Origin of the sequence: Phormidium tenue FACHB-1052, assembly GCF_014696675.1 — a bacterium.
Taxonomy (GTDB): domain Bacteria; phylum Cyanobacteriota; class Cyanobacteriia; order Phormidesmidales; family Phormidesmidaceae; genus Nodosilinea; species Nodosilinea tenuis_A.
On record NZ_JACJQN010000007.1, the window covers coordinates 236,411 to 249,276 of the forward strand.

At 55.5% G+C, this 12,866-nt stretch carries 13 protein-coding genes and 2 pseudogenes; 5 read left to right on the plus strand and 10 right to left on the minus strand.

The genetic code is table 11. The features are described 5' to 3' along the window. Positions 1 to 260 precede the first annotated feature (260 nt). The 3 genes from H6G07_RS12115 (at position 261) to rpsU (ending at position 1,265) form a co-directional block, all read left to right on the plus strand. Positions 261 to 464: a hypothetical protein gene (locus H6G07_RS12115; RefSeq protein ID WP_073608159.1), complete on the plus strand. Its 204-nt coding sequence runs from the start codon at positions 261 to 263 to the stop codon at positions 462 to 464. A 169-nt stretch (positions 465 to 633) separates the two neighbouring features. Then, positions 634 to 930, plus strand: a complete 297-nt coding sequence (rbp, locus tag H6G07_RS12120; RefSeq protein WP_073608158.1) for an RNA-binding regulator — start codon at positions 634 to 636, stop codon at positions 928 to 930. Between the two features lie 146 nt (positions 931 to 1,076). After that, positions 1,077 to 1,265, plus strand: coding sequence for a 30S ribosomal protein S21 (gene rpsU / locus H6G07_RS12125; protein ID WP_073608157.1), 189 nt, complete (start codon positions 1,077 to 1,079; stop codon positions 1,263 to 1,265). Positions 1,266 to 1,269: 4 nt separating this feature from the next. Here rpsU and bioF read toward each other — a convergent pair whose 3' ends face one another. The 4 genes from bioF to H6G07_RS12145 form a co-directional block, all read right to left on the minus strand. Then, positions 1,270 to 2,463 (minus strand): 8-amino-7-oxononanoate synthase, encoded by a 1,194-nt coding sequence (gene bioF / locus H6G07_RS12130; RefSeq protein WP_073608156.1) that lies wholly within the window; start codon positions 2,461 to 2,463, stop codon positions 1,270 to 1,272. A 48-nt stretch (positions 2,464 to 2,511) separates the two neighbouring features. Beyond that, entirely contained in the window at positions 2,512 to 2,934 is a 423-nt protein-coding gene (locus tag H6G07_RS12135) for a VOC family protein (protein WP_073608155.1), read from the minus strand. 32 nt (positions 2,935 to 2,966) lie between these two features. Next, entirely contained in the window at positions 2,967 to 5,261 is a 2,295-nt protein-coding gene (glgB, locus tag H6G07_RS12140; RefSeq protein ID WP_073608154.1) for a 1,4-alpha-glucan branching enzyme, read from the minus strand. 121 nt (positions 5,262 to 5,382) lie between these two features. Continuing rightward, on the minus strand, positions 5,383 to 5,679 hold the full coding sequence (locus H6G07_RS12145) for a hypothetical protein (RefSeq protein WP_073608227.1): 297 nt from the start codon (positions 5,677 to 5,679) through the stop codon (positions 5,383 to 5,385). A 159-nt stretch (positions 5,680 to 5,838) separates the two neighbouring features. Here H6G07_RS12145 and H6G07_RS12150 point away from each other — a divergent pair, with 159 nt between their 5' ends. Beyond that, on the plus strand, positions 5,839 to 6,531 hold the full coding sequence (locus H6G07_RS12150; protein WP_190740710.1) for a pre-peptidase C-terminal domain-containing protein: 693 nt from the start codon (positions 5,839 to 5,841) through the stop codon (positions 6,529 to 6,531). 239 nt (positions 6,532 to 6,770) lie between these two features. On the opposite strand, the gene H6G07_RS12155 is transcribed toward H6G07_RS12150, so the two are convergent. The 4 genes from H6G07_RS12155 to H6G07_RS12170 all read right to left on the minus strand — a co-directional run bounded on the left by H6G07_RS12155 (position 6,771) and on the right by H6G07_RS12170 (position 11,341). Then, positions 6,771 to 7,532 carry a phycobilisome rod-core linker polypeptide gene (locus H6G07_RS12155; RefSeq protein WP_073608152.1) on the minus strand — a complete coding sequence of 254 codons (762 nt, stop codon included), beginning with the start codon at positions 7,530 to 7,532 and terminating at the stop codon, positions 6,771 to 6,773. A 144-nt stretch (positions 7,533 to 7,676) separates the two neighbouring features. Further along, on the minus strand, positions 7,677 to 9,077 hold the full coding sequence (gene fumC / locus H6G07_RS12160; protein WP_073608151.1) for a class II fumarate hydratase: 1,401 nt from the start codon (positions 9,075 to 9,077) through the stop codon (positions 7,677 to 7,679). A gap of 141 nt (positions 9,078 to 9,218) precedes the next feature. Then, on the minus strand, positions 9,219 to 9,962 hold the full coding sequence (locus H6G07_RS12165; RefSeq protein WP_139297005.1) for a PEP-CTERM sorting domain-containing protein: 744 nt from the start codon (positions 9,960 to 9,962) through the stop codon (positions 9,219 to 9,221). Between the two features lie 191 nt (positions 9,963 to 10,153). Beyond that, positions 10,154 to 11,341 carry a DNA double-strand break repair nuclease NurA gene (locus H6G07_RS12170; protein ID WP_073608149.1) on the minus strand — a complete coding sequence of 396 codons (1,188 nt, stop codon included), beginning with the start codon at positions 11,339 to 11,341 and terminating at the stop codon, positions 10,154 to 10,156. Between the two features lie 304 nt (positions 11,342 to 11,645). Here H6G07_RS12170 and H6G07_RS12175 point away from each other — a divergent pair, with 304 nt between their 5' ends. After that, the gene (locus H6G07_RS12175; protein ID WP_139297004.1) at positions 11,646 to 11,834 is read left to right on the plus strand and encodes a hypothetical protein; all 189 of its coding nucleotides are present in this window, start codon (positions 11,646 to 11,648) and stop codon (positions 11,832 to 11,834) included. A 40-nt stretch (positions 11,835 to 11,874) separates the two neighbouring features. On the opposite strand, the pseudogene H6G07_RS12180 reads toward H6G07_RS12175, so the two are convergent. Beyond that, positions 11,875 to 12,672 (minus strand): annotated as a pseudogene (locus H6G07_RS12180) (ferrochelatase); the annotation flags it as partial. A gap of 13 nt (positions 12,673 to 12,685) precedes the next feature. After that, a pseudogene (locus H6G07_RS26160) lies at positions 12,686 to 12,866 on the minus strand (hypothetical protein); the annotation flags it as partial.

Here is a 12,866-nt window from a genome sequence, read left to right on the forward strand (position 1 = left end):
TCCAATACAGGTAAGCAATCCCTAAGAGCAGGAGTAGCGTTGCTCCCAAAATCCCTAGGGGCCAGCGGGGCTGAGCGTCGGGGGGTAGGCCCATGACAATCTCGATCGCGTTTTGCTAACTCTACCCTGGTCTAGAGCAGCCCCAAAGAAATTCTCTACACAACGGCTCGACGACGGCGCGAGCGCAGGTTGTTACAATTTTTAAGGGCTCTTTAAAGCAAATTTTGCCCTAACGCTGACGTTATGAGGCTAAAAAGACAATGGCAATTAATTGCGCAGTAGACTGTAAAGACGGCTGTGTGCTGGGGAACGACTGCCCCAACTTGAAGTACACCGACGAAGCGTCAAAATTTATTTCTGACACTCCCCTTGATAAGATGCTTGAAATGGCCGACGAGGCTGTGCGGCGCAGAATGATGGAGCGTGCCTCACGGCCGCCTAAATGGGTACTGCCGGAGGATTAGACGACTCTGGCAGACAGTTTGCGATCGCCCCATACTGGTCACAAGGTGGCCCTGTGCTATCGTGTGACAAGCAAGTTGTTAGTTGCATTACCGGCTTGGCTTAGTCCTTAGTTGAGTACATCTCCTTGATAACTTTCTACTCCTTCTCTCTTTATTTGGAGATGTATCCATGTCGATTTACGTAGGGAATTTGGCCTTTACCGCCACCCAAGACCAGATCACCGAGGTCTTTGCTGAATACGGTGCTGTTAGCCGGGTTAGCCTGCCCACCGATCGTGAAACCGGTCGTCCTCGTGGCTTTGCCTTTGTCGAAATGGAAAGCGAAGCCGACGAAGACAAAGCCATCGAAGCCCTCGACGGTGCTGAGTGGATGGGGCGCGACCTGAAGGTCAACAAAGCTCGCCCCCGGGAGTCACGCGGTGGCGGTGGCGGTGGCGGCGGCGGCTGGAACAACAGCCGTCGTTAGACAACTAGGTCTGGCCAAGACCCTTGGTCAGACCTCAGCCTTCGGGCTTTTGAAATGGGGTATCGCCCTCAGTGGTACCTAGTGGTTTTAGGCTGACGCTACTAGAGCGCTGCTTTACCCGCGTTAGCAATTTTTTAGGAGAACTAATGGCCCAGGTTGTATTGGGAGAAGACGAAAACATTGAATCGGCCCTACGACGCTTTAAGCGTAAGGTTGCTCGGGCCGGCATTTTTTCGGATATGCGAAAAAATCGCCACTTTGAAACCCCCATCGAAAAGAAGAAGCGCAAAACCATCGCTCGCCAGAAGCAGCGTCGTTGGGGTTCAAAGCGCTAATCGCTTAACCCTGACTCAGAGTCTGTAGTCCAGTGATTAGCTGAAGCAGATGAGCGGGCTTATGGGTAGCCATAACCGTAATGCGCAGACGGCTTGTGGGCACCGTGGGCGGGCGTACGGCTGCCACCCACAGCCCAGCTGACTGTAGATATTGGCTGGCTGTCAAGACAGATTCTGCTGAGGCACCCTCTAGGCAAATAATGGGCGAAGCCGAAGGCAAGCGCCGCAGCCGCAGAGGAACTGCTGCTGACTCTGTCAAAATTTGATCAATTTGTTGAATCAAGTGATTCACCTGGTGCCAGAGTCTGTCGCGGCGCCAGGTTTCTTGCTGGATAATCTGCACTGCTGCCAAAGCCGCCGCTGTATCCGCCGGCGATAGACCCGTGGTGTAAATCCAGCCAGGGGCGCGGTTACGGAGAAAGTCAATGAGTGCGGCAGACCCGGCTACGTAGCCCCCTAGGCTGCCCAGAGCCTTGCTTAGGGTGCCCACGGTGACCAAGAGGCGTCCGGTACAGCCCAGGTGCTCTACAGCCCCCGACCCGCGATCGCCGAATACTCCCGTGCTGTGGGCCTCATCCACCAGCACCATCGCGTTGTGGGCCTCTGCCAGGTCAAGAATGGCCGCCAGCGGGCACAGATCACCATCCATGCTGAAGACGCTGTCAGTGGCAATTAGGCAGCGGCGATGGCGATCGCGATGCAGCTTCAGCAATTCTTCCAGGTGGGCAACATCACCATGGCGATAATCTAGGGCAGTGGCCCCGCTAGCTTTGCCCCCCGCTTTGAGGCTGGAGTGGTTATACTCGTCGCCCAAAATCAGGTCTGGGCTGCCGACTAGGGCCGCGATCGCCCCCATATTGGCCAGATAGCCCGAGCTAAACACCAGGGCATCTTCGGTGCCCTTGAGGGCGGCGATCGCCCGCTCCAGCTTCCCATGCAGCTCTCGGTGGCCGCTGAGCAATCGAGAGCCAGTGCTGCCGGTGCCGTAGGTTTGAATGGCCGCGATCGCCGCCTCCGCCAGCCGTGGATCGCTAGCTAGCCCTAGGTAATCATTGCTAGCAAAGTTGATTAGAGTTTGCCCCTGCCGCTGCACCACGGCTCCGGTCATACCCTCGACAGCCGCTACGGTTCGATAGCGGTGGGCGCGGTGCAGGGCTGCTAAAGATTTATCCAGCCAGGCATAGGGATTAGTGCCCATAGTTCTGTTGGCGATCGAGTTAATCCTGAGTAGGGGCCTTGGGAGCGCTCAATCGGGCACTGTCCACTGCGGGTTCCAGACCACCTCCCAAAGGTGGCCGTCCGGGTCTTGAAAATAGCCTGTGTAACCACCCCAAAACGTCTCCTGGGGTGGCTTGACGATGGTTGCACCAGCAGTGATTGCCTGCGCCATAACAGCATCGACTTCTGCTCTAGAGGCCACGTTGTGCCCTAACGTGAGTTCTGTCGAACTGGACGAGCCCTGCATCAGCCCCGTATCATGGGCAATGCTCTCGCGGGGCCAGAGGGCAAGCCTTAGACCCGCCTGAAGATCGATGAAGACAACGGCTCCATGCTCAAACTCCTGGCCCACAATCACTGCTATGGAGAGGCCTAGGCCATCTCGGTAGAAACGCAGCGATCGCTCCAAATCATCTACACCAAGGGTGATGACCGTGACGCGTGGTTGCATAAGGGGCTGGGTTAACTAACCCTCGGTTTCGGCTATTGACCTGACAACGCTTTCTGGGTTTCTTCTGAAGTCAGCTTTAGCACAATCACTCCCAGCGGTGGCAGGGTCAGATCCAGTGAGTAAGGGCGGTTGTGGAAAGACCAATCCTCAGACCACTTGCCACCCAGGTTCCCCATATTGCTGCCGCCAAAGTCGCGGGCATCGCTATTAAACAGCTCTCTGTAGTAGCCCGACTCAGGCACACCCACCCGGTAGTGGCTGTGGGGCTGGGGCGTAAAGTTGCACACCACCACCACAAAATCGTCACTACCCTTGTCGCGGCGAATAAAGGCCACCACGCTGTGGCGAGTGTCGCTACAGTCAATCCACTCAAAGCCAGCCTGGTCAAAGTCTTGGGTAAACAGAGCCGGTTCACTGCGGTAAAACTCGTTGAGCTTACCCATGAAATGCTTAAGACTGGCGTGGGGCTGATGCTCAAGCAGGTGCCATTCCAGGTCGCCCCAGACGTTCCACTCGCTCCACTGGCCAAATTCCATGCTCATGAACAGGGTCTTCTTGCCTGGATGCATGAACATGTAGGTGTATAGGCAGCGCAGGTTGGCAAACTTTTGCCACTCATCCCCCGGCATTTTGCCCAGCATATTGCTCTTGCCGTGCACCACCTCGTCGTGGGACAGCGCCAGCATGAAGTTTTCGGTAAAGGCGTACCAAATGCTAAAGGTGACGTTGTTCTGGTGGAACTGGCGGAACCATGGATCCATGTTGAAGTAGTCCAACATGTCGTGCATCCAGCCCATGTTCCACTTCAGGTTGAAGCCCAAGCCGCCCACATAGGTTGGCCAAGAGACCATGGGCCAGGCGGTGGATTCCTCTGCGATCGAAAGCACGCCAGGAAAGTAGGTAAACAGCACGTGGTTTACCTGGCGGAGAAAGTCTGCCGCTTCAATATGCTCGCAGCCGCCGTAGTCGTTGGCCACCCACTCTCCGTCTTTGCGGAAGTAGTTGAGGTAGAGCATGGAAGCCACCGCATCCACCCGAATTCCGTCGATGTGGTACTTTTCAAACCAAAAGATGGCGTTGGCCACCAAGAAGTTGCGCACCTCGTTGCGGCCATAGTTAAACACCAGGGTGCCCCACTCCTTGTGCTCGCCCTTGCGGGGGTCAGCATGTTCGTATAGGTGGGTGCCGTCAAAGAAGGCCAGACCGTGACCATCCTTAGGAAAGTGGCCCGGTACCCAGTCGACAATGACGCCGATGCCGTTGGCGTGGCACTGATCGACGAAGTACATAAAGTCTTCGGGCGTGCCGTAGCGGGAGGTGACGGCGTAGTAGCCGGTGACCTGGTAGCCCCAGGAGCCGTCAAAGGGGTGCTCAGCGACGGGCAATAGCTCAATGTGCGTGAACCCTAGCTCTTTGACGTAGGGAATCAGCCGATCTGCTAACTCTCGGTAGGTAAGAAAACGGGCTCCGGGCTTGAGCTCGGCCACTGTAACGACCGGTTCTAGACTGCCGTCGGGGCGCAGGGCAGGACTAGCCGATGACTCGTGCAGCCAGGAACCCACATGCAGCTCATAGATAGAGACCGGCTGGGTCAAAGGCTCGGTCTGGCGACGCTTTTCCATCCAGTCGGCGTCTTGCCAAGCGTAGCTGTCTAGATCGGTGACGATAGAGGCAGTTTTGGGTCGAATTTCTTGCTGAAAGCCGTAGGGGTCAGACTTTTCGTAGATGTGGCCGTCGTAGTTCTTAATTTCGTACTTATAGTGGGTGCCAATGTCTAACCCAGGAATAAATAAATCCCAAATGCCGTTAGAAAGGCGGCGCATCTGGTGTTTGCGGCCATCCCAGTAGTTAAAATCGCCCAGTACCGATGCGTTGCGAGCGTTAGGAGCCCACACGGCAAAGTATACGCCAGTGACACCTTCGACCTCGGTGAAGTGTGCACCTAGCTTTTCATAAATGCGGTGGTGGTTGCCTTCGCTAAAAAGGTGGATGTCGAAGTCGGTAATGGCGCGCGTCTTAAAGGCGTAGGGGTCATAGATGACGTGGATGTGGTCACCGATGACGTATTTAAGCTGGTAGTTAGCCAGATCTTGAACCTGCAGTACACATTCAAAGAAGTGGGGGTTATGGTTAGGCTCCATAGGCACTTCTTTGTGCTCTTCTGGCAGTACTACCCAGGCTTTCTCAGCCTGAGGTAAATAGGCCCTCACGGCCCAGACCGTTTGACCATCTTGCTGCACCATGTGCGGCCCTAAGATTTCAAAGGGGTCATGGTGCTGGTTCCAGACAATCCGGTCAATCTGCTCAGCGTCAACGGTTGCAGGCATGTTATTAAAGGTCCACAGGGGGATATAGACGGTCTATGTAAATTTACTATCTGCGGAATAGAGTAACAAAACTTAGCGATTCCCACAGGAAAATTTTCGCGGATCTTGGCTTATTTGACCCCTACCGTAAGAAAGGGAGAACGGGCCTAAGGAGACGTCTCAACCGTAAAAGTTGGATTAGGTCAGCGATGTCAGGGTTAACAACGGGCTCAGTGTTGGGGTCGCGCAACTGCTCTTGTAAAGCGGCGTAGTCTGCGGCGGAGAGCGGCTCTCCGTTAAGGGGCGATCGCGCCTCCGTAATTACCTCTGTGCGTAAAATTTCTTCGGGAATGTCATCGGGAGGCGGCAGTGCTAGGGCACAATCCCCTAGGACGGCGATCGTCCCTAGACAAGCTAATACGCGGTACAGACGGGGCATAGATAGGCTAAGTAGCATGGCTCCAGTATTACCATAGCCTGCTGAGTCACTTCTAATGGTTCCGTAGGCTAGGTCGGCCTTGTGTTAGGCTGCATGGCAGATTTGTGTGTTCGTTGTTTTCCCAAGGGAGGTTGCATGGGTTTTCTACGGTTGTTTCCTGTGGGAGTAGTAGCGCCTGTGGCCTTGGTAGGGCTGCTGGCTGGTCCGGCAACGCTGGTTGCTCGCGCCGATACCGTGCTAGAAGAGGCGGGCACCATTTATCCAGCAGAGTCTACCTATACCTTTGAGGGCACAGCCGGACAGGTGATGACGATCACCCTAGCCAGCGAAGACTTTGACCCAGTGTTGTCGTTAACAGGGCCTGACGAGGCGGAAATCGCGTCTAATGACGATTTTGGCGGCACTCTAAACTCAACCATCATCGTCGAGCTGCCTGAAGACGGTACTTACACTGTGGTGGCCCGGTCATTCTCAGGTCAGGGTGGCGACTATGACCTCGTTGTGCGCACCTCTACTGAATTTGAGGTGACTTATGCTGAGGCTGAGGCCCTGGTTCTGGCGGAAGACTACCCCGGCGCCATTGCTGCCTACACTGAAGCGATCGCAATTGACCCAGATCAGGCCTCGGCCTACCTAGGGCGGGCCCAGGCCACGCTAGGGCAGGTGTATGTGGATCAAGGCGATTCAGTAGAAGGGCCAGAAGACATTCCCTTAGAGGCGAGAGAGTCAGTAATTGCCGATTTTGAGCAGGCCGCTACTCTCTTTGAAGCCAACGGATCCGAAGACTGGGCCACTTCTCTGCGAGAGCAGGCCGAGGTGCTGCGCAATGCCGAAAGCCCACAACCACAATAGGTAAAACTCTTCAGCAACTTTTCCGGACGGAGTCTCGTCTTGGTGAAAAGGTGAATGGTAGATGCACCCTGAAAAGTCCCACTGGCAATAGCCAGGGGATTTTTTTTGCCCATGCACCTGCTTTGAAAAGGCTCCTGACCAACGGACCTATCAATCTGAGAAAAAAAAGGGATGCCAGCCGTAGCTCGCACCCCAATGGTGTTCTAGAAATATAGCCAGAAGGCTATTGCTGAACCTAGTTACGACGACACTTTGCGGTAGGGCACAGCAGTGGCGATGTTGATGTCGCTGGTGGATACGCGAGCGGGTGCCGCACCACTAGCCCCAATGCTGCGGGCCATACCTAGGAAACCCTGAGGATTGCCAGCGGTAACCTTCTTCTCTTGGGGAACGTAGCGCTTGACTTGAGACTGCCACACAATCTGAGGGAAGCCCAGTTGATTGCGGTGGTAGGTGTCGTAGCGGGGGTTCTTGATGTGGATGGGGCGCTCGCCTTCGGGACGACCGGGCAGTACTCGGCGCTTTTGGTAAGGCACGGTGTTGTAGCCAAAGCTGGTGAGGTACTCTTCGCTATCGAGTAACTCATCGACTAGGCCTTTGATACCCTTGTTAGCCACGACGATAGACCAGGCAATTTTTTCGCGATCGCTGTACACATCGCGGCCCAGAATTTTCTGGACGCAGTGCTCAACGAACTTGTAGTTGCTGTTCTTCTCGTAGAAGCTGCTGTAGAAGGTCGGCGACAGCGCCAAGCCACGAATAAAGTCGCGCACGGTAATTTGACCGTTGCGCAGCTGCGATTCCAGAAAGGTCTGGCGATCGCACTTAAAGGCGTGGAAGAACATCTGCCGATAGGCTGCCGTAATCAGCGCATCCATGTCGCTGGTATCGTACAGATCATCGGTGGAGAAAATTCTAGCCTGTTCGTCGCCGCCAATTTCGTAAGCCGCAACGCGCTGATTTTGACTGGACGGGGAATAGTTTAGTAACGGAAGAGACACGTTTGAATCTCCAGAATCTTAGGAAAATTTACAAACTTTAAGGATGATCATACGGGAATGGCTGCCGCGAACCTGAGCATCCTGAGCAAATCAACATAGTCCTTAACATTCCACAGGTGTGGACACTGTAGCGGTTGCTGTGGCTCAAGGATGGGTCATGCGGCGGGGGACAATTAGCTGATCAAACTCCGATTCTGAGACGTAGCCTAGGGCCAGGGCGGCCTGTCTCAGGGTGAGGTCGTGCTCAAAGGCGTGGTGGGCAATCTGGGAGGCTTTGTCGTAGCCAATGGCTGGGCTCAGGGCGGTAACCAGCATCAGCGACTGCTGCACGTACTGGTCGATCTTTTTGAGGTTAGGGGTCATGCCAGCGACCAAAAACTCAGTGAAGTTGTGGCAGCTGTCGGCCATTAACCGCACCGATTGCAGCAGATTAAAGATCATCATCGGCTTGTAGACGTTCATCTCTAGATAGCCGCTAGCTCCGGCAAAGGCCACCGCTGTGTCGTAGCCCATGACCTGCACTGCTACCATAGCCAAGGCCTCGCACTGGGTAGGGTTCACCTTGCCCGGCATGATCGATGACCCCGGCTCGTTTTCTGGTAGCTGCAACTCCGCAAACCCAGCTCTCGGACCACAGCTCAGCAGACGAATATCGTTGGCGATTTTGTAAAGCGATACCGCCAGGGTTTTGAGCACGCCGCTGGCCATCACCACGGCATCGTGGGCACCCATAACGGTGAACTTGTTGGGGGCGCTGACGAAGGGCAGTCCGGTGATAGCAGCAATGTGTTCGGCGGCAGATTCAGCAAAGCCTGGCCCAGCATTGATGCCGGTGCCGATCGCCGTGCCCCCCAAAGCCAGCTCGTACAGCCCTGGCAAGCATCCCTCTATGCGTTTTAGATTGTCGTTGAGCATGCCCACATAGCCAGAAAACTCCTGACCTAGGGTGAGTGGTACGGCATCCTGCATGTGGGTGCGACCAATTTTGACGATGTCGCTCCAGGCCTGGGCTTTTGCATCCAGGGCATCCCTCAACCGGGTGACGGCGGGGCTTAGGGTGTGAACGAGGGCCTGGGCGGCGGCGATGTGCATGGCTGTAGGAAACACATCGTTGGATGACTGAGACATATTGACGTGGTCGTTGGGGTGAATGGGGGTTTTGCTGCCCATCTCGCCGCCCGCCTGCTCGATCGCTCGATTAGCGATCACCTCATTGACGTTCATATTGCACTGGGTGCCGCTGCCGGTCATCCACACGTGCAGCGGAAAGTGATCGTCGAGGGTGCCATTGATCACTTCATCGGCGGCCTGCACAATCAAGTCAGCTTTTTCCCGAGGTAGTTTGCCTAGGTCAGCGTTGGCCAGGGCTGACGCTTTTTTGGCGATCGCGATCGCATGCACCACCTCCAACGGCATTCTGTCTTGGCCAATGGAAAAATAGCGAATCGATCGCTGGGTTTGAGCTCCCCAATAGCGATCGCTGGGCACGGCGATCGCCCCCATGCTGTCAGTTTCCTGGCGGGTATGTGGTGTTGGTTTGGCCATTGACGGTATTTCCCAGCGCGCTATTCTCCGATTCAACCATAGGGTAAAGCCCCTGAACGCCTTTCAACAGAAAAGCTCCGACGACATGGGTAAGTCGCCGGAGCATTGTGGGCAATTTTTAAGGCATTGAGACTAGCTGACCTAACCCTGCTTTTTGCGGACTAGCCCGGCGGCGCTGAGGCCGACCAGCACTAGGGCTGCGGTGGAGGCTGGTTCTGGCACAGTGGTGTTGGGTTCTTCGGGGGTGAGGCCTTTAGCGACGAAGAACGAAGCGTGGGACAGGTCTTTTTGATCAAAGGTGGCCCAGGTGCCGCTGTTGAAGCTAGTGCTGCTATCGAAGTAGTAGGCTGTGTAGGCGTTACCAGCCTTGAGACTAACCACAAAGGGACTGGTCACGGTTTCGGCTAGGCTCCAGGTGCCTTTGCCTTTGCCGGTTTGTACCCAGCTAAAGCCATAGTCGTTGGGGCCAGAGGAGTTTCTGCCGCCTTCGTATTTACCATCGAACACCCAGCCGTCCCCCAGGGTACTGTCAAGGAAGGCGGTGAGGTTAGCCGCGATGCCGCTGCTGACATCGTTGCCGGATGACGTCATGCACTGGCTATAGCTGAGAGAAGACCCTCCCGCCAGGGGGTTACTGGTGACTGAACCGCCAGAACAGGCAAAAGCAGAAGTCGGCTGGCTAGTCGTCGTTGCAGGGGGAGCCGTGGTAGTGGTCGTCGCAGGAGGAGTTGTGGTAGTGGTCGTCGCAGGAGGAGTTGTAGTAGCAGTGTTGCCATTGCCATTACCGTTTCCATTGCCTTTATCTTTGGCTGACGCTTCGGGAGCCATTGCTCCTAGCAGGCTCACTAGCGCTAGGGCAAGTCCTATGGTTTTAAACGTTCTCATGCAGGGCAAATCCTTCTTAAGTAGGCACTGTAGGCAGTAGCCATAGACGAAAGGGGGCGTTTGCGTCTGATGGTCTCTCCGAGACAGATATAGGTTTTGGGTGTACTTCTTTACTAAAACATTCTCCGTAATGGAGTGTGTAGGTCAAATTACGGAGCTTATGAGCGGTTCACCAAGACTTTATAGTGAGCCTAGCGGCGGCGCTGTTTGCTGACCATTTTGCGGGAGAGCCGCAGGTTGATAGCTTCGCGGTCGGCCCAATCTTGCAGCACGCGCAGAAAAATATGTTTGTCTTGGCCCTGCAGTACGGCGGTTTGGTCGGCGGTTTCAATGCTGTAGGGGTAGCCGCCGCCGATAATCACCTCGCCCCTCACCCAGTTGAGGTATTGAGTAATGTGGCCGCTTTCCCACATCCACCGGGGCATTTCGAGCCGCACGGGGTGACCGTCGCGGGTGGTTTTGAGATAGGTAAAGGCAATTTGATTGCCGTAGTCGTTGTACTGATCCAAAACGCCGCCGCGATCGCACTGAAACACGGCACTGCGATCGCCCCACTCCATCAGCCGCGCCAGCAGTTGGGCGTCGTGAATGCCCTCGGTGGCCTCTAGCCCATAGACGTGATGCAGCATTGTGGTCAGGTCGCGGGCGTAGGAAGTATCCACATAGCCCACCAGAGGGACGCGGCGGCGATCGCTGGCCTCTAACAGCGAGAGAATAGACTGCACGTAGGCAGTTTGGCTCTCCTGGTCAAAGGCTTCGGCAAAGGTGACCACCAGAGCCCCGTCGAAAAATACCAGCGTGCGCTCAGGGTCTTGGCAAGCGTTGATATATTCCACCAGCCGCGCCACTTCCATTTGAAAGCGGCGAATGTTGACGCGGCGCTCTACGGGCTGAGCCGGGTTTGGCCCCAGCTCAGCAGGGGTCATGAGGTCGACTCGCACATCTTTTTTGTAGGGACGGGTGGCGCTGTGGGGGTTCTCAAACCAGCCAATTTGCAGCAGTGCAATCGGGATAGAAATATCTTTGCCAGGAGAGATTTGGGAGCCATCCACCGCAAAGGTGGTGATGTCTTCTAGCACGGTCTGCACCCATTGAGCGCTCTGTTCGCGGTTCGTCCAGCGATCGCTCATCGGGCCAGATTCCGTGAAAAAGAACGGCAAGATGCCCTTTTCAGCGGCGATCGCCTCTAGGGGGCGGGCTCCCACTGGCCCGGATAGGCTGTCTAACTGAGCGAGCTGCCTGGTGTGGGGCAGGGCCGTAAACTCAATCCACGCCCGGTTGTAGGCGTGCATCAGCTCAAACTTAGCCCGACTGAAGGCGCTAAAGGCGTCTCGCTTTTGGTCGAGCAGGGCTTTAATTTGGCTGGAACTCACTGGCATAACCCATCCATCGCTGAGAACACCTGTATTAACGGCTGATTCTAGCGGGTTTGCTGTGGCTTTGTCACGAAGGGTTTTTGAGTAGTAGCGACCGCTGACTCCAACTGCCTACCTGCGATTGATGTTAGATTGCATTGAATCCGTCTGCCGCTTGGGGCGATCGGGCGCAGTGAAGGCAGAAATGCTGGCTTCAAAGTTCAGTATTCTTCGCCATGTCTGGAGTAAGAGTCCCTGGGCAGTCTAGAGATAGAGCAATCAACCTCAAAACACTATGGTCCTTAAGCTTTATCTGTTGGCATCGCTGATGGTTTTTCTTCTGGCCATTAGCTCATTCTTAAATGACCCGTCAAACCCCAAGAGCCGCCTGAGCAGCTGGGCGTTTTTAGGGTTGGCCGTGGTGCTTAGCCCGATTACTCTGCCCAACATGCTAATGAAGCGGATGGGCAAGTCTCACCCATCCGCCTCTATGCGCGTATCGTCATCTAGAGCCTGAAAGGGTGCTTTCGCTTCAGGCGCCAGAGATAAACCCGGTGCTAGTGGTGGTGATGACCGTGATCATGGCTGTGACCGTGATCGTGTCCGGGTAGATGGTGGTCGTGGCTGTGACCGTGGTGACTGTGCACCGCCGCCGCCTGAGATGCCGCCAGGGAAGGATTGATCGCTAGGGCATCTTCTTCCAGTAGATCGGCAATGTGCTTGTCGGCCCAGGTGGCCGCCATAGCTAGGAAGTCAGGGCGATCGTTGACGCAGGGCATCTGCACGTAGGTCACGTCGGGGCGCTTGCGGCGCAGCCCTTCGATAATGTGCTCGACGTCCAGCAGGGTCTCATGGTTTTCGGTGGCGAAGCCGATGGGCATAAAGACCAGAGCGGTGGCCCCTAGATCGATCAGGTTGCGGGCTGCCAGGTCAGCGTTGGGCTGAGTCCACTTGATTAGCGGGGTGTCGTGGTTGAGCCAGCCTACTGAAATCAAGGGGTACTTGTAGATCAGGCGATCGCGCACTTTGTCGTAGAGCTTTTGGCTCTCGTCAATGCCGGAGGTAAAGCCCTTGGCCTCGTGGGGGCAGCCGTGGTTCATCAGCACGATGCCAGTTTGAGAGGGCAGGTGGGCCACGGCCAGGTGGTCTTTGATTTTTTCTTCGACCATGGTCGCCAGCAGGTCGATATAGTCGGGGGCATCGAAGAATGAAGGGATGTAGCGCATGCCCTGCACCCAGTGCTCAGTGCCGTCGGAGAGCTTGACCAGCGCCTCGTTCACCTGCTCGATCGCAATGCCGCTGGTAAAGATGGAATCGACCACCAGCAGGGGATAGATAAGGAGTTTGTCGTAACCCAATGGTGACAACTTAAGCATAGGTTTCAGATGTCAAGGTAGTTGGTGCGGGGTCGAACGTAAGCCTAGGAGGCTTTTTACGCCGGGCTTTGACCGTACCGAGGTCAGCATTGGCTGGGTCAGTGAAGTAGGCAATGAGGTCATGGGCTTGACCCTGTGAGTGAGCGACGGAGAAGTGATAGAGGCCACGAAAG